General features: G+C 40.6%; 28 protein-coding genes. 4 read left to right on the top strand and 24 right to left on the bottom strand.

The window, feature by feature from the left end; all coding sequences use genetic code 11:
• Positions 1–59: 59 nt before the first annotated feature.
• The gene (locus H7T93_RS05415) at positions 60–1,445 is read right to left on the bottom strand and encodes a Cof-type HAD-IIB family hydrolase (protein WP_175057787.1); all 1,386 of its coding nucleotides are present in this window, start codon (positions 1,443–1,445) and stop codon (positions 60–62) included.
• A gap of 71 nt (positions 1,446–1,516) precedes the next feature.
• Here H7T93_RS05415 and H7T93_RS05420 point away from each other — a divergent pair, with 71 nt between their 5' ends.
• Both H7T93_RS05420 and H7T93_RS05425 read left to right on the top strand, forming a co-directional pair.
• Positions 1,517–2,485 (top strand): asparaginase, encoded by a 969-nt coding sequence (locus tag H7T93_RS05420; protein ID WP_037602584.1) that lies wholly within the window; start codon positions 1,517–1,519, stop codon positions 2,483–2,485.
• A 3-nt stretch (positions 2,486–2,488) separates the two neighbouring features.
• Positions 2,489–2,632 carry a hypothetical protein gene (locus H7T93_RS05425; RefSeq protein WP_013991161.1) on the top strand — a complete coding sequence of 48 codons (144 nt, stop codon included), beginning with the start codon at positions 2,489–2,491 and terminating at the stop codon, positions 2,630–2,632.
• A 55-nt stretch (positions 2,633–2,687) separates the two neighbouring features.
• Here the strand turns inward: H7T93_RS05425 and H7T93_RS05430 are convergent, their stop codons facing one another.
• The 14 genes from H7T93_RS05430 to H7T93_RS05495 all read right to left on the bottom strand — a co-directional run bounded on the left by H7T93_RS05430 (position 2,688) and on the right by H7T93_RS05495 (position 18,152).
• Entirely contained in the window at positions 2,688–2,894 is a 207-nt protein-coding gene (locus H7T93_RS05430) for a helix-turn-helix domain-containing protein (RefSeq protein ID WP_048674918.1), read from the bottom strand.
• Positions 2,895–2,903: 9 nt separating this feature from the next.
• Positions 2,904–3,512 (bottom strand): DUF2975 domain-containing protein, encoded by a 609-nt coding sequence (locus H7T93_RS05435; protein ID WP_201041663.1) that lies wholly within the window; start codon positions 3,510–3,512, stop codon positions 2,904–2,906.
• Between the two features lie 190 nt (positions 3,513–3,702).
• Positions 3,703–4,140 (bottom strand): hypothetical protein, encoded by a 438-nt coding sequence (locus tag H7T93_RS05440; protein WP_048674924.1) that lies wholly within the window; start codon positions 4,138–4,140, stop codon positions 3,703–3,705.
• Between the two features lie 620 nt (positions 4,141–4,760).
• Positions 4,761–5,267, bottom strand: a complete 507-nt coding sequence (locus tag H7T93_RS05445) for a hypothetical protein (RefSeq protein WP_048674927.1) — start codon at positions 5,265–5,267, stop codon at positions 4,761–4,763.
• Positions 5,268–5,278: 11 nt separating this feature from the next.
• Entirely contained in the window at positions 5,279–7,309 is a 2,031-nt protein-coding gene (recG, locus tag H7T93_RS05450) for an ATP-dependent DNA helicase RecG (protein WP_260313903.1), read from the bottom strand.
• Between the two features lie 118 nt (positions 7,310–7,427).
• A complete protein-coding gene (gene alr / locus H7T93_RS05455) occupies positions 7,428–8,531 on the bottom strand; it encodes an alanine racemase (RefSeq protein WP_080610882.1) in 1,104 nt (367 codons plus the stop codon).
• A 27-nt stretch (positions 8,532–8,558) separates the two neighbouring features.
• Positions 8,559–8,912, bottom strand: a complete 354-nt coding sequence (gene acpS, locus H7T93_RS05460) for a holo-ACP synthase (RefSeq protein ID WP_014635032.1) — start codon at positions 8,910–8,912, stop codon at positions 8,559–8,561.
• Between the two features lie 5 nt (positions 8,913–8,917).
• Positions 8,918–9,946 (bottom strand): 3-deoxy-7-phosphoheptulonate synthase, encoded by a 1,029-nt coding sequence (locus H7T93_RS05465; RefSeq protein WP_080610884.1) that lies wholly within the window; start codon positions 9,944–9,946, stop codon positions 8,918–8,920.
• A gap of 84 nt (positions 9,947–10,030) precedes the next feature.
• Positions 10,031–11,062, bottom strand: coding sequence for a 3-deoxy-7-phosphoheptulonate synthase (locus H7T93_RS05470; RefSeq protein WP_003094677.1), 1,032 nt, complete (start codon positions 11,060–11,062; stop codon positions 10,031–10,033).
• A 20-nt stretch (positions 11,063–11,082) separates the two neighbouring features.
• Positions 11,083–13,632, bottom strand: a complete 2,550-nt coding sequence (secA, locus tag H7T93_RS05475; protein WP_004183450.1) for a preprotein translocase subunit SecA — start codon at positions 13,630–13,632, stop codon at positions 11,083–11,085.
• A 182-nt stretch (positions 13,633–13,814) separates the two neighbouring features.
• Positions 13,815–14,159: a hypothetical protein gene (locus H7T93_RS05480; RefSeq protein ID WP_083312367.1), complete on the bottom strand. Its 345-nt coding sequence runs from the start codon at positions 14,157–14,159 to the stop codon at positions 13,815–13,817.
• A 2-nt stretch (positions 14,160–14,161) separates the two neighbouring features.
• On the bottom strand, positions 14,162–15,109 hold the full coding sequence (gene manA, locus H7T93_RS05485) for a mannose-6-phosphate isomerase, class I (RefSeq protein ID WP_201041665.1): 948 nt from the start codon (positions 15,107–15,109) through the stop codon (positions 14,162–14,164).
• A gap of 65 nt (positions 15,110–15,174) precedes the next feature.
• Positions 15,175–16,068, bottom strand: a complete 894-nt coding sequence (gene scrK / locus H7T93_RS05490) for a fructokinase ScrK (RefSeq protein WP_038676751.1) — start codon at positions 16,066–16,068, stop codon at positions 15,175–15,177.
• A gap of 182 nt (positions 16,069–16,250) precedes the next feature.
• Positions 16,251–18,152, bottom strand: coding sequence for a sucrose-specific PTS transporter subunit IIBC (locus H7T93_RS05495; protein WP_038676753.1), 1,902 nt, complete (start codon positions 18,150–18,152; stop codon positions 16,251–16,253).
• Positions 18,153–18,341: 189 nt separating this feature from the next.
• On the opposite strand from H7T93_RS05495, the gene H7T93_RS05500 reads away from it, so the two are divergent.
• Positions 18,342–19,784: a sucrose-6-phosphate hydrolase gene (locus H7T93_RS05500; RefSeq protein WP_201041666.1), complete on the top strand. Its 1,443-nt coding sequence runs from the start codon at positions 18,342–18,344 to the stop codon at positions 19,782–19,784.
• A gap of 8 nt (positions 19,785–19,792) precedes the next feature.
• Entirely contained in the window at positions 19,793–20,758 is a 966-nt protein-coding gene (locus tag H7T93_RS05505; protein ID WP_002884282.1) for a LacI family DNA-binding transcriptional regulator, read from the top strand.
• Positions 20,759–20,848: 90 nt separating this feature from the next.
• On the opposite strand, the gene nusB is transcribed toward H7T93_RS05505, so the two are convergent.
• The 9 genes from nusB to H7T93_RS05555 all read right to left on the bottom strand — a co-directional run bounded on the left by nusB (position 20,849) and on the right by H7T93_RS05555 (position 26,334).
• Positions 20,849–21,283 (bottom strand): transcription antitermination factor NusB, encoded by a 435-nt coding sequence (nusB, locus tag H7T93_RS05510; RefSeq protein WP_002884506.1) that lies wholly within the window; start codon positions 21,281–21,283, stop codon positions 20,849–20,851.
• The gene (locus H7T93_RS05515) at positions 21,276–21,665 is read right to left on the bottom strand and encodes an Asp23/Gls24 family envelope stress response protein (RefSeq protein ID WP_002884704.1); all 390 of its coding nucleotides are present in this window, start codon (positions 21,663–21,665) and stop codon (positions 21,276–21,278) included. The genes nusB and H7T93_RS05515 overlap by 8 nt, the downstream gene beginning before the upstream one ends.
• Positions 21,666–21,735: 70 nt before the next feature.
• Entirely contained in the window at positions 21,736–22,296 is a 561-nt protein-coding gene (gene efp / locus H7T93_RS05520) for an elongation factor P (RefSeq protein ID WP_002884532.1), read from the bottom strand.
• Between the two features lie 115 nt (positions 22,297–22,411).
• Entirely contained in the window at positions 22,412–22,867 is a 456-nt protein-coding gene (locus tag H7T93_RS05525; RefSeq protein ID WP_002884736.1) for a deoxycytidylate deaminase, read from the bottom strand.
• 18 nt (positions 22,868–22,885) lie between these two features.
• The gene (locus tag H7T93_RS05530; RefSeq protein WP_002884256.1) at positions 22,886–23,947 is read right to left on the bottom strand and encodes a M24 family metallopeptidase; all 1,062 of its coding nucleotides are present in this window, start codon (positions 23,945–23,947) and stop codon (positions 22,886–22,888) included.
• Between the two features lie 132 nt (positions 23,948–24,079).
• Positions 24,080–24,361 (bottom strand): hypothetical protein, encoded by a 282-nt coding sequence (locus H7T93_RS05535; RefSeq protein WP_201041667.1) that lies wholly within the window; start codon positions 24,359–24,361, stop codon positions 24,080–24,082.
• Positions 24,362–24,403: 42 nt separating this feature from the next.
• The gene (locus tag H7T93_RS05540; protein WP_201041668.1) at positions 24,404–25,264 is read right to left on the bottom strand and encodes a thioredoxin family protein; all 861 of its coding nucleotides are present in this window, start codon (positions 25,262–25,264) and stop codon (positions 24,404–24,406) included.
• Positions 25,265–25,767: 503 nt separating this feature from the next.
• On the bottom strand, positions 25,768–25,917 hold the full coding sequence (locus H7T93_RS05550) for a hypothetical protein (protein WP_171963545.1): 150 nt from the start codon (positions 25,915–25,917) through the stop codon (positions 25,768–25,770).
• A 174-nt stretch (positions 25,918–26,091) separates the two neighbouring features.
• The gene (locus tag H7T93_RS05555; protein WP_082759633.1) at positions 26,092–26,334 is read right to left on the bottom strand and encodes a DUF3923 family protein; all 243 of its coding nucleotides are present in this window, start codon (positions 26,332–26,334) and stop codon (positions 26,092–26,094) included.
• Positions 26,335–26,493: the final 159 nt, after the last annotated feature.

Raw genomic sequence — 26,493 nt, forward strand, 5'->3', positions numbered from 1 at the left:
TAAATGTCATTTTTATTAGAAAAAGGTTCGGAGCAAACTGTCCAAACCTTTATAACTTCTTATTTACTTCTTTGTAGAGATTTTTGAATCTGACGATCTAGCTCACGTTTAATGTGTGGTTCTGGTGCAAATCGCGCTTCCCAATCACTTGGTTTAAGAATTTTGTGAGTCACAGGATCAAAGTGAGCTTTGCCATCTGGGAAAATTTTACCCATATTAGCCTCATGAACAGTATCAAAGAAAGGCTTAGGATCCACACCCATAAGGACAAATGAACCATAGGTCAAATAAAGCAAGTCAGTCAAAGCATCCACCTGACCAACCATAGTTGATTCTGAGTGCTCTTTAGAACTAACTTTGAGCGCTGCCTTGTCAAGAGCAGCATGCAAATCCAGAACAGCCTGACCAAAGACACGCTTGTCCCCACCTGATGAAGCATAGAGGAATTCGACAATTTCTTCCAACTTGAAGTCCGAACGGTGACTAGCTTCCTCAATACCGTAAACACGAGGCATATCGGTAGTTGAGCCATCCATCAAATGGTGGAAATCCTTAACCTTGTTGAAATTGTCATCATCACTGGTAAATGAATTCTCTGTTTCAAAGTGAATCAAACCATAGTGTGACAAGGCTTTGGCAATCCCATTCTGGTTATTAGTATCAGTGACATGGGTAGCCTGGTCTTTCAGTTCGTCTTCACCATTTCCCATGGCAACACCAACGCCAACGCCAGACAGCATTTCTAGGTCATTTTCCGAATCCCCAAAGGCCATAACCTCACTGAGTTCGAAACCAAAAACCTCACCTAGATGAGCAATACCTTTCAACTTAGATTGATCCGCTGAAATAATATCGGCTGAGTAAGGACTTGAGCGGGTAATCTTCACATGAGGAAATTTTTCTTGAATACCCTGTGTTTCACCCACCGTCGCTACCATAACTACCTGATAAATAGGCTCACGCATGATAGTTTTAAGGGTTTCAATGCTTTGTGGCTTGAAACGACGAATCAAAGACTTGAAACTACGTTCCACCATCTTAGCCCAGGACTTAGGGACAATACGACTAACGATTTGCCCAAACTTACTCGTCCCCATACTGATAATATTGGAACCAACAAGACCTGTACTAGTCCCTAGAGAAATCTCTCTACGGTGCTTGGTGGCATAGCGAATCAAGTTGTAGACTGTTGATTTAGGGAGCTGGTTTTGATAAAGGACCTTGTCGTGAGTCAAAATATACTGACCGTTATAAGTGACTGCAAAATCCAGACCCAGATTGTCCATGAAAGGCTGAACAAATCCTGGACCACGACCTGTTGCCAAACCAACCAAGATACCATCTTCCTTCATTTGACTGATAGCTTTTTTGGTTGAACTTGACACACGTTTTCGGTCATTTAGAAAAGTCCCATCAATATCAAAAAAGACTGCTTTAATGGCCACAGAGCTCCCCTCCTTCTAACATATTATGCTAAAATAAATTATAACATATAATATAATGGTGAGTAATATAAATGACAAAAAAAATCCTAGTCCTTCACACTGGAGGAACAATTTCCATGTCAGCGGATAATGATGGCAAGGTCAGTCAAAACGCTGATAATCCCATGAACCATGTGGGGCTTGATTTAGACAATTTAGAACTAACCGTTCTCGATTTTCTTAATATCCCAAGCCCACATATCACACCCTACCACATGCTGGATATTTACAAAAAAATCAAGGAAACAGCTGGGCAATATGATGGTGTGGTCATCACCCACGGAACAGATACTCTGGAAGAGACAGCCTACTTCCTAGACACCATGGCCGTCCCTGAGATTCCAATCGTCCTAACTGGTGCCATGCGTTCGTCGAACGAACTAGGAAGCGACGGAGTCTATAACTATCTCTCAGCCCTACGTGTTGCTAGCGACGACAAGGCCGCTGACAAAGGAATCCTGGTCGTTATGAATGATGAAATCCATGCAGCCAAGTATGTGACTAAGACCCATACCACAAACGTGGCAACCTTCCACACACCAACCCACGGTCCACTAGGAATCATCATGAAGCATGATATCCTCTGGTTCAAAACTGCAGAGCCTCGGGTTCGTTTTGACTTGGAACAAATCACAGGAACAGTACCAATCATCAAGGCCTATGCTGGGATGGGTATCGGAGATGGAATCATCAGTCTCCTAGACCCTGAAAAGATTGATGGCGTTGTTATCGAGGCACTAGGTGCTGGAAACCTCCCACCATTGGCTGCAAGAGAAATCACAAATCTTATGGAAAAAGGAGTCCCTGTTGTGCTCGTTTCCCGCTGCTTCAACGGTATCGCCGAACCTGTCTACGCCTATGAAGGCGGGGGAGTCAAACTCCAAGAAGCTGGCGTTATGTTTGTTAAAGAACTCAACGCACCAAAGGCTCGCCTCAAACTCCTCATCGCACTCAGTGCGGGACTCAAAGACCAAGAATTGAAAGACTATATCGAGGGATAAGACATGAAACTTAGTATTGAAGCAACCGATAAATTGGAAAATAAAGATTTCCACTATGAGCTGACAGTCTCAAAAACACATATCGCCATGGTCTGTGGCACCGTGCTAGCCAGTCTAGCCCTGGTCGCATGGTTGAAGAAAAAATAAAAAGCTTGAAGCATGATCACTAGAGAAGTGACTGAACTGCTTCAGGCTTTTAATTTTATTCATCTGGTCTATATTCAAGAATATCTCCTGGTTGGCAATCTAGCTCCTTACAAATAGCATCCAGTGTTGTAAAACGGATTGCCTTGGCCTTGCCTGTCTTAAGAACTGAAAGGTTGGCTGGGGTAATACCAATACGTTCTGCTAGCTCACCCGAGCGCATCTTCTTCTTGGCAAGTTCAACGTCCAAATTGACAATAATCATAAGCCCCTCCTAAATCGTGTACTCATTTTCCTCAGCAATGGCATTAGCCTTAGTCAAAATCATAGCAACAGCATAGAGAACAAAGCTAACTAGCAAATAACTGATATTAAAGAAACTATAACTCTGGTTGCCTGTCCCAAATGTAAAAATACCATTATTGATAAAGGCCCCAAGAACGAGCAAATGCGCTGACCAACGAACTAACTTAGCATTTTTAGCGATGAAAATATCAGAACGATAAAGATTAATCAGAAAGGCACGTAGACACAACAAGAAGCCAATGTTGACTGCCAAACGAAGGAAATCAATGATTGCTGCAAAAAGTGTCAAACTTGGACCATTACTTTTCACAGTAACACCCGAACCAAGAAGCATACGCAAACCTTGTTGTAAGAGTCCTTCATGACCGCTCAAGATAAAGGCATCATTAAGAATGGTAATCACAAGACTTAAAAATCCCGCAAAGAGGAGGACATTTACGAAAAGAAGGCCACTACGCAAACGCTTTTGTTCTTGTGTCTCCTGACGATTCTTAGCACTTTTGGCGGATCTCCAACCATAATAACTAGAGCCAGCCAAGGCTAGGACGATTAAAAAATAGAATAAGATAGTTGTCATGCGTTACCTCGATTGTAAATTCAATTGATTTCTCTGATGATAGACTAGAAAAGCCAAGGTGCTTCTAGAAGCCCTTGACCTCATACCAAATCAGTAGCTAGCTATTAACAGTATCAATTATATCGAATATCAATATAAAATACTAGTTTATAGATAAGATTTTACTACTTTGCAAATAAGATTTATTAAATTATTTAGCAGCTGTTTGTCCCTTACGAAGACGGACAGCATCACAAGCTAGAGAGACCAAGAGGAGCCAGACTGATGTGCTGAAGTCCACTACAAGGTGATTAGTCGTTCCCAACTGCAGGAAGATATTCAAGGCTGATGGCACAAAGGTTAGAAGAGCAGCCTTTTTCAAGAAGAGAGAAAAATCTTCTGTCCAAAATGCCTTCCAAGTAAAGTCTTTAAGCTCTTTACGAAGGAGACAAAGCAAGGCAAGATAGAAGGCGAATTGTAACTCTGAGACTAGCCAGTAACCCCATCCAGAAAGGTAATGAACCTCAGCACCTGGAAAAAGATTAGTCACATCCACAAAAGGAAGGATAAGTAAAGCAAGCATTGCAAGACCGTAGATTGCCATAAGAAGAATAAGAACAGCGTTGATGATTGATTTAAGTGTTTTCATGATAAGTATTTCCTTTATTAAATAGTTTTTGGTATATAATTTCTCTTTTTCGCGAATAAGATTATCTTTATCGAAAACTTATTATCGTTTATCGATAATTATATATTACACTCTTTATTTCTCCTTGTCAACACATTTTTATCGTTTTTCGATATTTTTTATCTAAAATTCAAAAAATAAAAACCAGCCAAGAAAATCTCAACTGGTTAGCTTACTTATTTTAATCTCCTAGACTGGTCATGGTTCCGTCTAGACTTTTTATGAGTTTAAGAAGAGGGATTCTACGTTATGAAAAAAAGGAAAAAGGGATTTTGGAAAATGAAGGATGAAAGTTGTAGAATATGGGTAAATTGAGCCTCTTCCTAGCATCAATACTAGTTTTGATAAACCTTAAAGTCTTGAGGATGCTTCTGGAAATTTCGGTTGTAGGTTACTTTAATTTTTACTGTCATTGTTTTGTCCTCCTTTTTTAGGAATGGTTTGGCTTAGCCAAAACGTTTTATTATCAAAACCTATCTCGTTTTGATGGTTTTATTATAGGTGTCCTAACTTAAAGAAAGCTTGTAATAAGCTTGAAGGAAACTTAAAACTCTCAGTGAGTTTACTGAGAGTTTTTCTGTCTAAAGCATGGATAAAATAATTCCCAAGACCAGAGCCACCCAAACGGCATAGCGAATTGTCGCATGATAGCGGTAACTTTCAATAACCTTGGGTAGCTTTGTAAAGAGATAGGCAATGTAGGCAACTATGGAAAGAAAATACCCTTTAAAATTCCAGGACGAGCTTAAGATACTAAAATCTTCGAATAGGGGCACAAGCATCAGTACAGCCGTAAGCATACACCAGACCGGCAAAAGCGTCCTTTCCTTTTGATGCTGTATATGTATAATCAGCTGAGCTATAAAACCCGCGACGTACATAATCAGTAATATCGAACAAGCTAGAGAGATAAGAAGTGAATAAAAATATAGAGTATGAAAGTCTGTCTTTCCTTCTATCAGCTTTGCCAATTCGGTAATAAACCAAATCAAGATGAAGGCGAAAAAATAAAACATGAGACCTAACATCATAAGAAACAAGGGATGCAAAATCGCAAAAAAATCGAGTTTTAACCGTTTCTTTTTCATGGTTTTCCTCCTCAATCAAACTCGCCTTGGCTTCTCAAATGAGCTCCAAGCACCTGCCAATCAGGATTCTCGCGCCAGTTAGGGTCAGATACAATTTGGCTGGCCACGCGCCTTGCTTCTTCTAGGATATTATAGTCTTCCACAATATCAGCCACTTGAAATTCAGGAATTCCTGACTGACGTGTTCCAAAGATTTCTCCTGAACCACGCATTTTAAGGTCCTCTTCTGCTAGAACAAAACCATCCGTAGTCTCACACATGGCCTGCATGCGTTTTTTTCCAGTATCATTTTTAGGATTGGCCACTAAAACACAGTAGGACTGCTTATGGCCACGACCTACACGTCCTCGAAGTTGGTGAAGCTGGCTAAGTCCAAAGCGGTCGGCATCCATAATGATCATAACTGTAGCATTTGGCACGTTAACCCCTACTTCGATAACTGTGGTTGATACTAAAATCTGAGACTTTCTTTCCTTGAAGTCCTGCATAATTTGGTCTTTTTCATCATTTTTCATGCGACCGTGCATCAGAGCCACTTTAGCTAAATCCCCCAAAAAATCTGTGAGTTCCTGATGAAGGGCCACCGCATTTTTCAAATCGAGAGCCTCGGACTCTTCAATCAAAGGTGAGATAAAATAGACCTGAGCATCTTTTTCCAACTCACCCTTGATCCAAGTCAGTACGGTATCTAGTTGCTCATGTTTAACCCAGCGAGTAATAATGGGTTTCCGTCCAGCTGGCATCTGGTCAATAATCGACACATCCATTTCTCCAAAAGCAGTGATAGCCAAGGTCCTAGGGATAGGTGTCGCTGTCATCATGAGGACATCAGGATTGTCACCTTTCTCACGGAAAATACGACGTTGATTAACCCCAAAACGGTGCTGTTCATCAGTAATAACTAACCCAAGCCTGTGATAAGTCACAGCATCCTGAATCAGTGAGTGAGTCCCCACGATCATCTGAGCCTCCCCAGATTCGATTTTGGAAAGAGCTACTTTTTTGTCCGCCGCCTTCATCCCAGAAGTTAGGAGCACTACCTCTAGCTCAGGAAAAAGCCCCTGTAAACTTTGATAGTGCTGCTCTGCTAAGATTTCCGTCGGTACCATGAGGGCAGACTGCAAGCCTGCCGTATAGGCTCCATACATGGCAAGGCTAGCGATAACTGTTTTCCCTGAGCCCACATCTCCTTGTAAGAGACGGTTCATATGAGCCCCAGATTTCATATCAGCTAGGATTTCCGATAAACTGCGCTGTTGGGCTTCTGTCAAGGGAAATGGTAATTCTGCAATTTTGTCTTTGATTTTAGCTTCATCGTAAGCAATTGCTAGACCATTGGTTTCGGACTTATTCTCAGCCTTCAGTACCTGTAAATTCATCTGGAAATAAAAGAGCTCCTCAAACTTTGTCCTACGTAGAGCCTGCTTATATTCAGCCAAATCTTTCGGAAAATGCATGGCACGCACAGCCTCTTGGCGTCCCATGAGACGATACTTGTCCATAAGCACCTGTGGGAGACTCTCCTCCAACAAATTCAAGGCCCCACTATCAAAAGCTGCCTTTATAGCCTTTATCAGCTGGGCCTGACTAACACCCTGGGCCACATGATAGACTGGCTGCATATCGTCCTCAACTTGAGCCAAGACTTTCATGCCAGTCACTGCAGACTTCTTCTGGTCCCATTTGCCAAAAATAGCCACTTCTGCCCCCATCTCAATCTTGTCTACAAGATAAGGCTGGTTGAAGAAACTAATGGCAATCACTGCTTCTCCTTGCTTGATTTTAAAACTCAGACGATTACGTTTAAAGCCATAATATTGCACATTAGCAGGGGTCACCACCGTTCCCGTAATAACAGCCTTTTCGCCATCCATCAGTTCAAAGATAGACTTACTCTTAAAATCTTCATATCGGAAAGGAAAATAAAGCAAGAGGTCCCCAACCGTGTGCAAATCTAATTTGGTAAATTTTTCAGCGGACTTAGGACCAAAACCTTTCAAATCCGCAATTGGTGAATCTAGTCGAATCATATCCTCTATCATTTCTATCGTGTTCTTCTCCTCGTGAAAGAGGAAGCCTTATCAGCTATTATAACACATGAAAATGGTCTTCACTAAAATCAAAAAATCCAGTATCAAACTGGATTTCTCTTTATTTATATTAGTCATAGCTACGAGGTACACGATCACTAAGCAAACAAAGGACTTCGTAGTTGATAGTGCCACGTTTTTCAGCCACCTCTGTCGCAGTGATGCTTGCTCCCCCATTTTCCCCCATAAGAGTGACAGGAGTTCCTAGGGGATAAACCTTAGGAAGTCGAACAGTGATCTGGTCCATAGACACACGCCCAACAATAGGACAAAGCTGGCCATCCACAACAACGTGGAAACCTTGTAAATCTCTGGTCCAACCATCCGCATAGCCAATCGGAATGGTTCCAATAACCTCATCAGCTGTCGTCGTATACGTTGCACCATAACCCACATCTTGACCTGCTGGCAGGGTCTTAACATGAACAAGTGCTGTCTCCAAGCTTAAAGCAGGACGAATGTTATAGGGAAGGTCTAAAGCACTGCCACTAGGATTGAGACCATAGATGACGACACCTAGACGTACCGCATTAAAGACTGTTTCTGCATGCCAGATACTTGTCGCAGAGTTGCTAGCATGTACCAAGCGAGGGCGGTCCACCAAGTTATTAACCAAATCCGTGAAGAAGGCCAATTGACGCTTGAATTTACTATCATCTGCCTCATCAGCTGTTGCAAAATGGGTAAAAATACCTTCGACATCCGCACCAAGTGACTTCAGACCAGCAATCAAACTATCTGCATCTCCTTGGCTACGCACCCCAATGCGTCCCATACCTGAATCAATCTTAATATGACAGGTCAAACCAGTCAAATCAAGCCCTTGCTTCTTAGCTATTTCCAACCACTCAAGCGAAGCTACCGTCAGAGTGATGTTTTCTTGAATAGCCAAAGGAACCTCGTCTGGCAAGACGACTCCTAAAATAAGTATCGGTTGCTCTAAGCCAGCCTGACGGAGTTCAAGTGCCTCGTCTAGGTTGGAAACACAAAAACCATCTACCTGTTTAGACAAATGCTTGGCCACCGCAACAGCCCCATGACCATAAGCGTTGGCCTTAACAACTGCAAAAGTCTGCACCTTTTTAGGAATGTGACTAACCACTTGTTCAATATTTTCTGAAATTGCTGATAGATCAACCTTTGCCAAGGTTGGTCGATGTAAACTTGAAATCATAAGCTATCCTCTTCCAACATCTATCTCTTAGTTTTTTTCTAAAATGACACTTGCCTGAACAAAATCACCGCTATGAGAAATCGAGATGAAGACATTGCCTTCAAAAGGCGACTGGGTCACCACTGGCGCGCCCTTGTCATTGGTCAAAATTTCAATATCCTTAAAGCCGACTGCTCCAATACCTGTACCCCAGGCCTTTGAAAATGCTTCCTTACCGGCCCAGCGACCTGCTAAATAGGATATCTGACGATTGCCAGAAAGGGATTCAAAACGCTCCCACTCTTTTGGTGTCAATACCTTTTTTGCAAAACGTGGATTGCGGTCATAAGCCTTTTTAACAGCTGAAATTTCCTGCAAGTCTATACCATGTCCAAAAATCATAATTGTTACGAAAGTCGATTGTGGATTTCACGAATAAGACTATCTGTCTTATCCCAACCAAGACATGGATCTGTGATTGATTTACCGTAAACTTCAGGTGTGTCTTGACGACCATCCTCAAGGTAAGACTCAATCATAAAGCCACGCACGGTATCCGCGATACGCTCATCCCACTCACGGTTAAGAAGGACTTCACGCACAATGCGAACTTGTTCCATGAAGTTTTTACCAGAGTTATCATGGTTTGTATCAACAAGAATAAATGGGTTTTCCAAATTAAATGCACTATACTTGTCCAAAGCCTTAACCAAGTCTTCGAAATGGTAGTTGACAATGTTCTGACTATTTTCATTGTTGGCACCACGCAAGATAGCGTGAGCGAGTGGGTTACCATCTGTTTTAACTTCAGCGCCATTGTAAAGGAAATGCTGTTGGTTCTGCGCAGCATAGATACCATTAAACATGACATTCAAATTCCCTGACGTTGGGTTCTTCAAACCAATTGGCACATCAATACCTGAAGCTACAAAGCGGTGTTCTTGGTCCTCAACCGAACGTGCTCCAACAGCGTGGTAGCTAAGCAAATCATCAAAGAAGGAAAGATTTGACGGATAAAGCATCTCATCAGCGATTGGGAGGCCTGTTTCAGTAATAATACGTGACTGAAGGTGGCGAACCGCCTTAACCCCAGCAAGAAGGTCTACATCACCCTCTGCATCTGGCTGGTGGATAAGCCCCTTATAACCGTCCCCATTAGTACGTGGTTTAGCTGTATAAACACGCATAACAATAAAGATTTTGTCCTTCACTTCTTCCTGAAGTTTGGCCAAACGGTGAGCATAGTCAAGAACGGCTTCTTCATTATCAGATGAACATGGACCAATAACCAAGAGAATACGTTTGTCCTCACCCTTGATAATTTTTGCCAAAGCCTCATCATTAGCCTGTTTAGTTACTAGTGCATCTCCCGTAAGAGCATGCAATTTCCTTACTTCCGCTACATCAATCAGCGGACTATTTTGATGAATTCCCATCTATTTCCCTCTCTTTGTGAAAAGAGAGCGAACCGCTTGGTCATCCAAACGGTTCACTCCCCATATATGGTTTCTGTTACCTTATTATTTTGACAAAGTATCGTGGATTTCACGAATCAATTCTTCTGTCTTATCCCAACCAAGACATGGGTCAGTGATTGATTTACCATAGACATCTGGCGCATCTTGACGGCCATCTTCAAGGTAAGATTCAATCATGAAACCACGTGCAACTTTGTTGATTTTTTCATTCCAGTCACGGTTAATCAAGGTTTGACGAACAATACGGATTTGTTCCAAGTAACGTTTACCTGAGTTATCATGGTTTGTATCAATAACGATGAATGGATTTTCAAGGCCCATTTGTTCATAGTGTTCGATGGTTTCAAGAACATCATCATAGTAGAAGTTAGGCACGTTTTTACCATATTCATTCGTTGAACCACGAAGAATAACGTGTGCCAATGGGTTACCTGAAGTTTCAACTTCTTCACCGTTAAAGAGGAAGTTTTGTTTGTTTTGTGCAGCGTAGATACCATTAAACATAACGTTAAGGTTCCCTGATGTTGGGTTCTTCATACCAGTTGGAACATCAATACCTGATGCAACAAAACGGTGTTGTTGGTCTTCTACAGAACGTGCACCGATGGCAATATATGACACAAGGTCATCTACCAAAGGAAGGTTTTCTGGGTAAAGCATTTCATCAGCAGTTGTGATACCAGTTTCAGTGATAACACGGTAGTGAAGATTACGAACAGCCTTGATACCATTGATTAGGTTTGGTTTCCCTTCAGCATCAGGTTGGTGTACAAGTCCTTTATAGCCATCACCATTTGTACGAGGTTTAGCTGTATAGACACGCATAACCATAAAGACTTTATCTTTAACTTCTTCTTGAAGTTTAGCCAAACGGTGAGCATAATCAAGAACAGCTTCTTCATTATCAGATGAACATGGACCAATAACCAAAAGCGTACGGTCATCTTCACCCTTGATGATTGCTTCAAGCTCTTTATCACGAGCTTGTTTCTTGGCAAGGGCTTCACCTGTTAATGTAGTTGATTCTTTAACTGCATCAAAATCAATTTTTTCACTTACTGCTTTAAAAACCATAATAATTACCTATTTTTTTCCTAAAATTGTTTACGACCGTGACAATTTTTAAATTTCTTACCAGAGCCACATGGACAGAAGTCATTACGACCAACCTTACTAAAGTCAATTTCTTGACCATTAGCATCTGCTTGGTGGGCCTGGATATTGCCTGTTGCTGTTGTCGAAACACGTTCATTCACATTTTCACGAGATTGCTCATGAATTTGTGCTTTCATCATTGTACGTGTCACATCATATTCAATTGCCCCAATCATATCTTGGAACATCTTGAACCCTTCAGATTGATACTCAACGATTGGGTTGTTTTGTGCATAACCACGCAAACCAACGGCATTACGTAATTGATCTAGGGCATCGATGTGGTCCGTCCACTTGTTATCAACAACCATCAAAATCAAGACTTTTTGGAATTCACGGATAGCTTCCTCTGAACGCAATTTCTTGATTTGACGATCATAAACATCATCTGCTAACTCATTCAAGTAAACTTTAATAGCGTCATAATTAACACTACGTTTCGTTACCTCTCCCACTTCTTGTAAATCTTCAAGTGAGATGGCATTCTCAGGAACCAAAGCCTGACGAGCAAAGTTCAAAATACCTTTAAGAGCTTCCTCTTGATCATTGCGGCTGTGACCATCTACTGTACGGTTAATCGTACGCGTAATCATAGCCTTAATCTCAGGTTCAAGGTCACGTTCCGCTGTGATAACATCATAACGCTCAGCATAGATGATTTCACGTTGTTCACGCATAACGTCATCGTACTGAAGGACTTGTTTACGAGTATCGTAGTTATTTCCTTCGACACGTTTTTGAGCCGCTTCCACTTGGCGTGTCAACATACGTGATTTGATAACAATATCTTCATCATCAGCATTCAAACGTTCCAAGACTTGTTTGATACGATCAGAACCGAAACGACGCATCAATTCGTCTTCAAGTGAAAGGTAGAATTGAGATTCCCCTGGGTCCCCTTGACGTCCCGCACGACCACGCAACTGGTTATCGATACGGCGGCTTTCGTGACGCTCTGTACCAATGACACAGAGTCCACCAAGGTCAAGAACACCTTCACCAAGTTTGATGTCGGTACCACGACCGGCCATGTTGGTCGCAATCGTAACGGCACCACGTTGACCCGCATTCATGATAATATGCGCTTCTTTTTCGTGGTTCTTGGCATTTAGCACTTCATGAGGAATACCTGCTTCAACCAACATCTTAGAAATCAAGTCAGATGTTTCAACGGCAACCGTACCAACAAGGACTGGCTGTCCCTTTTCATAACGACGTTTAACATCTTGTACCACAGCGCGGAATTTAGCATCCAAGGTAGGGTAAAGAAGGTCATCGTGGTCAATACGTTGAATTGGACGGTTAGTTGGAATCGGAATGATTCGCATGTTGTAAATTTCACGGAATTCATCTTCCTCAGTTTTACCAGTACCAGTCATCCCTGACAATTTCTTGTACATACGGAACATATTTTGGTAAGTGATTGAGGCAGATGTCTTCGTTTCTTCTTGAACTGGCACACCTTCTTTTGCCTCAATGGCTTGGTGGAGCCCATCTGAGAAACGACGTCCTTCCATGGTACGACCTGTAAATTGGTCAACGATAAGAATTTCTTGCTCAGGACTGACCACATAGTCAATATCATGCAACATGATGTAGTTGGCACGAAGGGCGTTGTCAATATAGTGAGTCAAGGCAACATTATCAATATCGTACAAGTTGTCCAAGTTGAAGAATTCTTCAGCCTTGTCAATACCTGAGTCATTCAAACCAATCGTTTTTGTTGGAATATCAATGGCATAATCATCCTCTGTCAAGGTCTTAACAAAGGCATCCGCACGGTGATATAACTGATTAGTTTCTGAACTTACAGGACCTGATACAATCAATGGTGTACGAGCTTCGTCGATAAGAACTGAGTCAACCTCATCGACCAAGGCATAGTTCAATGGACGTTGTACCATGTTTTCCTTACGAACAACCATGTTATCACGAAGATAGTCGAAACCTACCTCTGAGTTGGTTGAGTAAGTGATGTCACAGTTATAAGCTTCACGTTTTTCAGCTGGTGATTTGGCTGAAAGGTTAATCCCTACTGACAAACCAAGCCAACTATAAAGCTCACCCATTTCAGTCGCATCACGCTCTGAAAGGTATTCGTTAACAGTGATAACGTGCACACCTTCACCTGAAATAGCATTTAGGTAAACAGGCATTGTCGCAGTCAGGGTTTTCCCTTCCCCTGTACGCATCTCTGGGACGTCACCATGGTGAAGAACAATACCACCCATGATTTGCACACGATATGGGAAAAGTCCAAGGACACGTTTTGCCCCTTCACGAACAACTGCAAATGCCTCTGGCAAGAGTTGGTCTAGGCTTTCTCCGTTTTGATATCGTTTTTTAAATTCTTCTGTTTTTGCCTGAAGTTCTTCATCTGAAAGAGCTGCCATTGCATCAGCATAGCTCTCGACTTTCTTGGCAGTTTTTTCTAGTTTCTTAATTTCGCCTTTATCATTTTCAATGATTTTGCGTAATATATTTGCCATCTTTTTTCCTTTCGACAGTCTTTATCTCCATATTTTACCACAAAAGCCCCCTTTAAACAAGAAATCACTCAAGGATTGACAAAGAAAAAAGCCCTAGTTTAAGGGCTTTCACAATGGATTTGCAAATAAACGAAAACTTTTTTATTAGATTCACTGAAAATATCGACAATAATGCTTTAAAACTACTTCTTAGAGTTCTCTTGGCTCTCTAGGATATCCTCAAAATCATGCAAGAGATTTTCAAAAGCCTGCTCAAAGAAGGCATGGTCGGTACCGCTATAGGCCTTCATTATCATAGGGCTAGCTTCAAAATCAACGTAGAATTGATAGTCCAAGACACCATTTTTCCAGTAAAATTTGATGCTAGGGGATGCCGTTTTTTCACCGCACATACCCGGAATGGCCCGTTGTAAGCCATAAATGTGATCTCCATAATCTTTCAGACGATAGTAAGCTCCCTCAAAATAATAGGATTTGCCGATTTCAATACGCTCAAATAGTGCAGCTAAAACTTTTTCATTACTCATACTTAAGCCTCGTTAGGGTGACTGACAATCATCTCCAATTGTCCATCAATTTCCCAATCTGTCACATCATTTGGAAGAATGAAGTGATCACCTTTTTTTAGACAATAAATGCGTGAATCGATAGTCATAGTCCCATTGCCAGAAAGTACCGAACAAAGCAAATAAGGAGCTGATTGTTTGAAGTCAACCAAGCCACTGAGTTTCCATTTATATACGGTGAAGAAGGAGTTTGATGTCAAACAAGTCGACTCTAATTGCAAGGTCTTAACAGTTGCTGGGACGCTATTTTCTGGGTCCCCTAGATCCAAGACATCAAGAGACTGTTGAATATGAAGCTCACGTTTATTACCCTGATTATCCCTACGATCAAAATCATATACACGATAAGTGGTATCGCTAGATTGTTGAGTCTCTAAGATAAGGATACCTGGACCAATAGCATGCATGGTACCGCTTGGTACAAAGAAAAAGTCACCTTTCTTAACAGGAGTTTTCGACAAAAGTCCATCCCAATCACCTGCTTCAATCAAGGATGCCAGCTCTTCCTTTGTCTTAGCCTTGTGACCATAAATAATTTCTGCACCCTCTTCAGCATCAATAATATACCAACATTCTGTCTTTCCTAGCTCACCTTCGTGCTCTAGCCCATAGGCATCATCAGGGTGTACCTGCACTGAGAGCCAGTCATTAGCGTCCAAAATCTTGGTCAACAAAGGAAAAACACTAGTCTTGGGGTTTCCAAAAAGTTCTGGTTTATCCTTGTAAAGCTCTGCCAGGTGGAAACCAGCATATTTTCCATTTTTGACATAGGATACACCATTAGGATGGGCAGAAATTGCCCAGTATTCACCAGTGTGTTCACTGGGAATATCGTAACCAAACTCTGCCTTGAGGCGGTTCCCTCCCCAGATTTTCTCATGCATTGGTGAATCTAAAAATAAAGGTTCCATTACTTCCTCCTGTATAGAGCAAAACGCCTTAAGATTATCTCTCAAAGCGATTTTACATATTTTGTTTATTTGTTTGTATGCTTGTCAGCTACGTCTTTAGCAAGTGCGAAGTTACCAAGTGTTGCAGAACCATTACCTGAAACAGCAGGTGTCACAATATACTCATTTACATCTGGTACTGGAAGGTAACCATTCAAAAGAGCTGTGAATTTTTCACGAACACGACGAAGCATGTGTTCTTGCCCCATAACACCGCCACCAAAGACGATAACTTCAGGACGGTAAAGGACTGTTGCTTGGACAGCCGCTTGAGCAATGTAGTAAGCTTGAACATCCCAAACTTCAGAGTGCTGATCAATCAATTCACCACGAATACCTGTACGGGCTTCAAGCGATGGTCCAGCAGCCAAACCTTCCAAACATCCACGGTGGAATGGACAAGTTCCATTAAATTCATTGGAAACATCATTTGGGTGAAGAGGTACATATACGTGACCAGCTTCAGTATGACCCATACCACCAATAAATTCACCATTTTGAATAGCACCAGCACCAATACCAGTCCCGATAGTGTAGTAAACTAGGCTTTTAACACCTTTACGAACAAGCGTTTCACCATAAGCAGATGAGTTAACATCAGTCGTAAAGTAGAAAGGAACATTAAACTCTTTAGCAATCAAGCCAAGAAGGTCAATATTTGACCAATGTGGTTTTGGTGTTGAAGTCACAAAACCATATGTTTCAGAGTTTGGATCAACATCAATTGGACCGAATGAACCAATAGCAATTCCAGCCAATTGGTCTTCATAACGTTTGAAAAATTCAATCGTACGATCAATTGTTTCATAAGGTGTTGTAGTTGGGAATTGGGTTTTTTCAACGACTTGGAATTTCTCATCACCAACAGCACAGACAAATTTTGTACCACCAGCTTCCAAGCTTCCGTAAAGTTTAGCCATATCTAAAGCTATCTCCTTCTGTGATCTATAAATAACTATCTTATACTATTATAAAGAAAAGCAGGATAAAAGACAATCTAAATGAGGCCTTATTTGACAAGGTACAGACTACTCTGCTTCATACTTTTCTTTATGAGACTTTTAACTAAAAAAGCCGAATTGACTTCGACTTTTCTAGCTTATTATTTAACTGCGATGAAGTCTGCACCTTCAGCAACTGAACCAGTCGCTACTGATGAAACATCTTCGAAGTCTGCAGTGTTTGTAACGATAACCATAGTTGTATCGTCAAGACCTGCTTCAGTGATTACTGAGCTATCGAAGGTAGCCAAGACATCACCTTTTTTAATACGTTGATTTGCTTGAACTTTAGCATCAAATCCTTTACCTTCAAGTGAGACAGTGTCGATACCGATGTGGATAAGCACTTCAGCACCTTTATCAGATTTAAGACCGTAAGCGTGACCTGTTGGGAAGGCGATTTGCACTTCACCATCAAATGGTGCAACTACTTGGTTACCTGAAGGTTTGATAGCAGCACCTTTACCCATAGCTCCTGATGAGAAGACTGGGTCATTAACATTTTCCAAAGCTACAACTTCACCTTTAAGTGGTGCAGCGATTGTTTCAGCTTGCAATGCAACTGGAGCTGATTCTGCAGATGCAATATCTTCAGCAACAACTTCTTTTTGAGCTTCAACTTCTTCCTCTTTGTAACCGAAGATCCAAGTAAGAGCGAAACCAAGAGCAAGTGTTACAAGTACCATAATCACATACTTAAGTACTTGACCGTTAAGGTATAGAAGAGTACCAGGAACGATTGTTACACCAAATCCTGTACCAGCAAGGTTAAGGATTGATGCCAACCAACCACCGGCAGCACCAGCGATAAGACCCATGATAAATGGCTTACCGAAACGAAGGTTAACCCCAAAGATAGCTGGTTCAGTGATACCAAGTACCGCTGAAAGAGTTGCAGGGAAAGCAAGTGCTTTCAATTTAGCATCTTTAGTTTTAACACCCACTGCAAGTGTCGCACCAGCTTGGGCAGTCATAGCAGCTGTGATGATAGCGTTAAGTGGATCTTTACCAGTATTAGCAATGAGGTTAGCTTCAAGCAAGTTAAAGACGTGGTGAACCCCTGTAACGACGATAACTTGGTGAACTCCACCAAGAACAAGACCAGCAAGACCAAATGGCAAGTTAAGAATCCATTCTGTAGCAGCAAGAACATAGCTTTCAACAGTATGGAAGACAGGACCAATGATAAAGAGGGCCAAAGCTGACATTACTGCAAAGACGATAAGTGGACGCAAGAGTAGGTCAAGAACATCTGGAACCCATTTACGAACCCATTGCTCGAACTTAGCACCAAGCAAACCTACGAAGAAGGCTGGAAGCACTGAGTTTTGGTAACCTACTACTGGAATAAAATCAAAGAAGTAGATTGGTTTAGCAGCACCTGATGCAACATCCCAAGCGTTAGGAAGGGCGTTGTTAACCATCATCAAACCAAGAACCAAACCAAGAAGTGGTGAACCACCAAATACGTTAAAGGCTGACCAACAAATCAAGGCTGGGAAGAAGGCGAAGGCTGTATCTGTCAATACAACTGTGTAAGTGTAGAAATCTGTAGCAGCAAAAGCTTTTGATGTTGTACCGAACAAACCAAGAACTGTATCGTTATTGATTGCTCCACGGATACCCATGAAAAGACCAGTCGCTACGATTGCTGGAAGCAATGGAACGAAAACGTCACCGAATGAACGGATAGCACGTTGGAACCAGTTCCCTTGTTTAGCAGCTTCTGCTTTTTGTTCGTCTTTAGATGCTGTTGGAAGACCTTGAGCAACGACTTCGTCGTAAATCTTGTTAACAGTACCTGTACCAAAAATCATTTGGTATTGACCTGAGTTGAAGAAAGCACCTTGAACTTTTTCAATGTTCTCAGCCTTTTCTTTATTGATTTTGTTTTCATCTTTAACCATCACACGTAGACGAGTCGCACAGTGAGCAACACTGTTGACGTTTTCACGTCCACCGAGGGCATCGATGACTTCTTTTGCAATTTGTTTGTTATCCATTTGCAAAAATCTCCTTAATAAAATTTGGTATGAAAGCGTTTAGCTTTTCTTTACGATAACTATTTTAGCATCTTTATATCATATGTCAACCGTTTAGCATAATTTTTTATTTTTTTATGATAAATCGTTGATTTTTCTAGGTAAAACGTTTACTATATTACTAACAAATAGATTAGGAGATCACTTTATATGAATCTACCAACAGAAGTTCGTTACCGTCCATACGCAGATTGGACAAACGAAGAAAAAACAAAAATTAAAGAAAATGTTGCTAAATCACCTTGGCGTGCAAGCTACCATATTGAACCAGAAACAGGTCTACTTAATGACCCAAACGGTTTTTCTTACTTTAATGGTAAGTTCCAACTCTTCTACCAAAGTTGGCCCTTTGGAGCTGCTCATGGTTTGAAACAATGGGTGCATACTGAATCTGAAGACTTGGTTCACTTTACAGAAACTGGTGTCAAACTCTTGCCAGACCATGAAAATGATAGCCACGGTGCCTACTCAGGTTCTGCTTATCAAATTGGTGATAAACTCTTTATCTTCTACACAGGTAACGTTCGTGATGAAAATTGGGTTCGTGACCCACGTCAAATCGGTGCCTGGATGGATAAAGACGGCAAAATCGAAAAATTCGACAAGGTTCTTATCAAACAACCTGCTGACGCTACTGAGCACTTCCGTGACCCTCAAATCTTCGATTACAAGGGACAATTCTACGCTATCGTAGGTGCTCAAAACCACGATAAACAAGGTTTTATCAAACTTTACAAAGCTGTTGATAATGATGTCGAAAACTGGGTTGAAGTTGGAGACCTAGACTTTGGTGGTACTGGCTCAGAATACATGATTGAGTGTCCTAACCTTGTCTTTGTAGATACCAAACCTGTTCTTCTTTATAGCCCACAAGGTCTTGATAAAGCTGAACTTGACTACGACAACATTTACCCTAACACTTATAAAATTTTCAAAGATTTTGACCCTGAGAAACCTGCCCTTGTTGATGGCACACCAATCATCAACTTGGACTACGGATTTGAAGCTTATGCAACGCAAGGCTTTAACACTCCAGATGGTCGTGCCCTTATTGTTAGCTGGATTGGTCTTCCAGACGTGGACTATCCAACTGACAAATATGACTACCAAGGTGCTATGAGCTTGGTTAAAGAATTGTCTATCAAGGACGGAAAACTCTACCAATATCCAGTTGAAGCCATTACAAGCTTACGTGCTAGCCAAGAAGATTTCTCTGAAAAAGTGTCAACAACTAACACTTATGAGCTTGAACTTAACTTCGAAGCTAACAGCCAAACTGAACTTGTCCTCTTTGCAGACCAAGAAGGAAATGGCTTATCACTTATGGTTGATACTGAAAATGGAAAAGTTATCCTTGATCGTTCTAAGGCTGGTGAACAGTATGCGACTGACTTTGGCACAAGCCGTGAATGCACTCTTGATGCCGGTCAAGCTGCAACAGCAAACATCTTTGTAGATAACTCCATCGTTGAAATTTTCTTCAACAAAGGTGAAAAAGTCTTCACTAGTCGTGTCTTCCCAAGTGCAGAACAAACTGGTATCAAAGTGATATCAGGAAACGTTTCTGGACACTACTTCGATTTAAAATACTAAGGTGATTTATGGTCGCAAAGCTTACTGACGTTGCCGAACTGGCTGGTGTGAGCCCAACCACAGTTTCTCGCGTCATAAACAAAAAGGGCTACCTCTCACAGAAGACCATTGATAAAGTTCACGCTGCTATGCAAGAACTCAACTATAAACCTAATAATTTAGCTCGAGGTCTTCAAGGAAAGTCGGCCAAACTTGTTGGCTTGATTTTCCCAAATATCTCCAATGTCTTTTATGCTGAGCTTATTGAACGTCTTGAAGATGAACTCTTTAAGCAAGGCTATAAAACCATCATTTGTAACAGTGAGCATGATCCTAACAAGGAAAAGGACTATTTGGAGATGCTTGCCGCCAATCAATGTGATGGCATCATCTCGTCTAGCCACAATCTTGGCATTGAGGATTATGAGAAGGTTGAAGCTCCCATCGTTGCCTTCGACCGTAATCTCGCCCCAAAGATTCCTATCGTTTCATCTGACAACTTTGAAGGTGGGAAGTTAGCCGCAAGAGCTCTGGTTAAAGCTGGTTGTCAACAAATTGTCATGATTACAGGTTATGATAATTCGGATTCTCCAACAGGACTCCGTCAACTAGGTTTTAATTATGAGTTGGACAAAAAAGGTATTATCTGTCCCGTTCCAAACGATTTGTCTCTCATGCGACGAGAATTAGAAATCAAATCTATCATTTCTCGTGAAAAGCCAGATGGCATCTTTGTTTCGGACGATTTAACAGCTATCTTGGTTATGAAGGTAGTTAGACAATTGGAACTTTCTATCCCTGATGACCTTAAAATCATCGGTTATGACGGAACTGCCTTTATCCGTCACTTTTACCCAGAGCTAGCAACTATCCAACAACCTTTGGACGAAATTGCTAAGCTTTGTGTCGAAATTCTTCTCAAGAAAATTAAAGGCAAAACAGTTAATCGTGATTACGTGCTTCCAGTAAATTTGATTGCCGGTGGTAGTATATAAATAAAAGTCGCAAGAAATCTCCGCTTGCGACTTTTTTTCTTGTTAAATTTGTAGAAAAAAGAAGTTGAAACAGTGCTCAACTTCTTTTGCTTATGCTTCATCTGTCACGAACTGACTAAGTACACCGTTAATGAACTTAGCAGATGTTTCATCAGAATATTTTTTAGCGATTTCAATAATTTCATTGATAGCCACACGTCCTGGTGTTTCTTCAAATGACGTGATTTCATAAAGTCCTAAACGAAGGAGGGTACGATCTGTCACAATCAAACGTGAGAGGCTCCAACCCTCTTTCAATTTTTCTTCAATTTGACTATCAAGTTGAGCCAACTCTTCACGGACGCCTGTTACTAGGCTAAGGAGAAAGGCTGGTACATCAACTTCAGTTTCTTCGTCAATTGGCTTGTCATAAGTGTAAGCGAAATGTGCTTGTTCCAGAGCTTCACCACCAAATTCAAGGGCAAAAAGCGTTTGAAAAGCACGCTCACGAAGGTCACGACGTGAATCTTTAAAGATATTAGTCATTCAAAAAATCCTCGTTAAACAATTCAGCCAAGTCTGGTTTTTGTGACTTTTCAGTAACAATAGATTCAACGTGAACGTTGACTTCTGAAATTGCCACTTCTGCCATATCATAGACAGCTGCTTTAACAGCTTTTTGAATTTCAATTGAAACCGCTGGTACGTTAACCCCATACTGAAGTGAAACGTAGATATCAGCATTTACAGTACCATCTTCTTCTGTTCGGAGGTAAACACCACGTCCCAAGCTTGTTTTGCTGAGGCTATCTGTAACGTTCTTATTTTGAAGGGCGTAAACACCTTCCACTTTAGTTGCAGCGATACCTGTAATCACTTCGAGCACGCGAGGGGCAATTACAATTTCACCGATATTTTCTGTAGTCATCGCATGTTTCCTTTCCGTTAGTTTGGAAAATAAAGCCTTCAAACCAATGGTTTGAAAGACTTAGTTGGGCTTAGGCACGTGATACGTAAGTACCTTCAGCTGTGTTGATAACCAATTTTTGACCAGCTTCGATAAAGTCTGGAACGTTAACCACAAGACCAGTTTCAAGTGTTGCAGGTTTACCTGAACCTGTAACTGTTGCACCCTTGATTGATGGTTGTGTTTCAGTAACAGTCAATTCAACAGTTGTTGGTACTTGCACACCGATAACTTCTGTTCCGTAGAATTGGATTTTTACTTCTGAGTTTTCAAGGATAAATTTCAATTCTTCTTGAACGTTGGCTACCGGGATTTCATATTGGTCATATGTTTCAGTGTTCATGAAGTATGCAGTATCATCCATTTGGTACAAGTATTGTGCTGGTACTGTTTCGATGATTGCTTGTTCAAATTTTTCTTCTGGACGGTAGCTAGTATCAAAAGTTGAACCTGAGCGAACATCACGCAATTTCATACGCATGATTGTGTTACCTTTACCAGGTTTGTGGTGGCTAGCTTCAAGAACTTTGATCAATTTGCCATCGTTAGTTACGAAAGTCATACCCGCACGGAGTTTACTTGCTTCAATCATTATTAAATACCTCTTTGTAAAAAATTATTATCAGTTTATTCTACCATAAATGACAGCATGGCTCAAATGTTTTATAGATTCAAGCCCAATCCTCAGGCTTTTTTCAAAGAACAAACTAGTCATCCATTCCTAAGTGAACCTCTGGAACATCATGTTGCAAATAAGAAACACCCTTTTGTTCCATCAACTCAATCGCAAATGGGTGCGGTCTATAATTGGCCTTGTAAGTAATCTTTACGATACCAGCTTGCAAGAGGGCTTTGGTACAGTTGATACAAGGAAAATGCGTCACATAAATCTCTGTATTTTTGGTAGAAATCCCCTCTTTGGCACATTGGATAAGGGCATTCATCTCTGCGTGTACCGTACGAATACAATGACCATCTTCCATGTAGTGACCTACTTCGTTACAGTTATCAGTCTCAGAAACCCCGCCGTTATAACCTGTAGCGATAATACGCTTGTCCTTGACTAAAACAGCCCCAACAAAGGCACGGTCACAAGTAGAACGCTTAGAAATCAGCTCTGCATTAGCCATAAAATAATCTTGCCAAGATAAACGGTTTGGCATAAAGTATTCCTCCAAATCTTAGAGAACAATCAATTCCTTAGGCGCAAGGGTAATCAGTTCACAACCATTCTCTGTGATAATAATGTCATCTTCGATACGAACACCATATTTATCAGCCAAATAAACACCTGGTTCGTCTGTCAAAACCATACCAGCTTCGATAGTTTCATCGGAATTACCAAAGTAAGGAATCTCGTGAATATCAAGACCGATACCGTGTCCGATACCATGTGTAAAGTAATCACCGTACCCCGCTTCGACAATAACATCACGCGCAACCTTATCATAGTCACGACGTGTCATGCCGGCCTTAGCCGCGTCAATCAAGGCCTGGTTAGAACGTAGAACGATATCATAAATTTCACGCTCCTCATCAGTAGTGTCACCAATATGGATAGTACGAGTCATATCGCTAACGTAGTGGTTGTAGTAACAACCAAAGTCCATAGTCAAGGTTTCACCAGATTGGATAACCTTTTCTGAAGCAACCCCGTGAGGCATAGCTGAACGGTAACCTGAAGCAATGATAGACTCAAAGGAAATTCCTGAAGCTCCGTACTCACGCATACGGAAATCTAGGAAGTTTGCCACTTGTAGCTCTGTTGTTTGACCTGGTTTAATGAAATCAAGCACATCTGTAAAGGCACGGTCTGAGATAGAACAAGCCTTACGGATAGTTGCCAATTCTTTTTCGTCCTTGATCATACGCAACTCTTCCATGAAGTTGCTTTGTGGTGACAAAGTGTAGCCTTCAAAAATCGCTTGAAGACCTTGGTAGTATGCAAATGACACCTGATTATCGAAACCGATTGTTTCAAGTTTATCAGCCTCGATAATTTTAACAATATCCTTAAGGGGATCCTTACTTTCGATAATATCAAAGCCATGCACAGATTGTTTGGCAATGAGGGTATAACGTGAATCCGTTAAGAAGAGACGACGATTCTTAGTAATGAAGACAGTCGCATTTGTCCCCCAGAAATCTGTTAAATAATAGATATTTTTTTGTCCTGTCACCAACAAGGCATCAAGGCCTGATTGGGAAAGTTTGGCATCAAATCGTTCAAGTCTACGTTGCATTATGAATTACTCCTTTGGTATTTTAGGTTAATTATACCAAATTTTCAGATTTTAAAGGATTAAATTGACATTTTAGATTGTTTTTTTGAGGTCATAAAGAAAAAGCCAGATTAAACTCTGACTTTATTAGCATTACACAAAGGCTCGCTTTTCGTAGATAGTTGGCATAAAAAGGAGCAAAACCAAAGTCCAAACAAACAAAACAAAGGCTTCGCGAAGATTAAAGAACTCTTGACCACTAGTAAAGACTGCTCGCATAAAACTAAATGGCACATAAGTCATCAGCTTAGTCATGGTATCCCCTAAACTAGCCAAATAGAGTGTAAAGAAAGTCATTCCTGTTACTCCAAAATAAGCCGTTACAAAGGCCGTTAAGGTATTCTTCACAAACAAGACAAGCAAAGAGGAAATCATATTTGATAAATTCTTTTATTCTCCAACTTAGAAAATAGTCTGTTAGATAAATTTCCCTAAAAGACTTATAAGCAGATTTGTTAGATTCCTAAAAACTTGCTTAATTTGAGACATTAGGCTAGTAACAGACCCTTCAGTATGATTAATTACATCCTTATCACTATCCTTGATAGTATCTTCAGAAGGGGACTCAGGTAAGGGATTTTCCACATTCTCTACTACTTCTGTTCCCTCTGGTGTCTCTGTTTTCTCAGTTTCTTCCTTGAAAACAGCCTGATAAATATCTCGGGCATCTGGAGCACTGCCAAGATAGCCAGAAACCAATTGACCATTTTTGAGACGAATGACACTTGGAGTCCCTGGAATTCCTAGCTTATCAAATAGTATTTTACGAGACTCACGGTCCAACTGATCTGAATCTGTATTGTAATAAAGAAGCTGACCATCAATCAGGGTATTGAAATCCTTCAAAACTGGAGAATTTTGACGACAATAGTAGCAGGTTGGCCGGCCAACATAAAGGATATGGTCCCCGCCATCTTCAGTCAACATATTTGTGACATCACTATAAGAGACTGACTTCAGGTTTTCAAGATTCTTTTCATAAGTTTCAACCGAGACCTCTTCGGACCTTACTTCTGTCTCAACCACTCCTGTCTGTGATGATTGAGGAAGCGAATTTTCCTTTGTCTCACTAATAGATTCAACTTTCTCAGCTACCTGTTGAGAAGCTGTTTCAGAAGAAACTTCCACATTCTCTACTTCACCATTCTCAACAGAATTATTTGATAATTCGACTGTAGATTCCTTAACATCTAACTCATCCGCTGCTCCACTAAGCACCGCTAACTGGCAAGTACCTAAAACAAAACTCGCCATCAAAATAAATTGTATTTTCTTCATGTATTCTCCTTATTTGTTTACTGTGTTACATCTTACTTTTTACCAATTAACAAAAGCAATGGTACCATGACACTAATTACCATGTTTCTCTCCTTTTTCTATTTAATTAGCACTTTAACAACTAAGTCCAAGCTATGACTTCATTATAAGAGCTTAACGAAATAAAAAATAGTGACATAGATGTCACTATTCCATAGGATTAAAGATAAAAAGAAAAGGCTAAGCAAATAAACTCAACCTAAGACTATAATAATCAGCAGAGAAAATCATTTCTCCTTATCCTTACTCGCTACTCTAAGCGCAAACAAAGAAAAAGCTAGTGAAAAAGTTGACCAGACGAGACAATGGTCAATAAAAGCAACACCTTCGGTGAAACTTAGTGTAGCATTTATGATCACAATAAATAGCCAGACAATCACGATAACAATGCTTAAACTTCTAATAAGATTATTCTTCTGTTTATCCATACTCCTCTTTCCCATATCTGGTGCTCATGGTAACTTCTAATCCCCATAAGGAGGTCTTCTTTTCAACCACCATTTGTTCCAACCCAATCGTTCAGGTAAGGTTTGAGGTTTAGATACAAAACCACCCCCTGTAACATTTTCTAAGATTTCAGCATTGAGCTCTTCACCATATACCTTAGTTCGCATTCTTATTTCTCCTTTCTTTTCAAAAATAAATACAGCAATGACCACTTGGACTATGTAAAAATCTAATCATCCTGGAGACCTAGTGGATTTGGGTATAAGGTCATTATAAGTTCTCCCTTTTCAAAAAAATAGTGACATAAATGTCACTACCACTGAACACAAAAAGACAGGTCTTTATAAGACCTGTTCTAAAACTTGTTTACTTCTACGGTGTTTCAGAATAAGATAAAAAATTACTTCAAAAAGGAGAAAACTAAAATAAATTCCTAAAACATAAAGCAAAGTTTCCCATTTATCTGTTGCTGATTGAAAATGGCCGTGATGATCCACTGTACGAATACTAATTAAAAGACAAATATCTAGAAATAAGGCTAGAAGAATACCATTAAATCCTATAAAAAAACGCTTTTTAACCATAGTCTGGCTCCTGTATCTTTTTTCTTAACCATAGAATAGCAAACTCAACTTAAACCAGCCTAAAGCAAAAAAAGACTCAGAGTGTTCTGACCCCAAAAAGTTAGACAAATAATTTAAGCAAAGGATTTAGTTCTGTATTGTACAGGACTGAGTCCTTTT

The organism is Streptococcus sp. 9.1 (genome assembly GCF_016648815.1).
GTDB classification, from domain to species: Bacteria; Bacillota; Bacilli; order Lactobacillales; family Streptococcaceae; genus Streptococcus; species Streptococcus salivarius_E.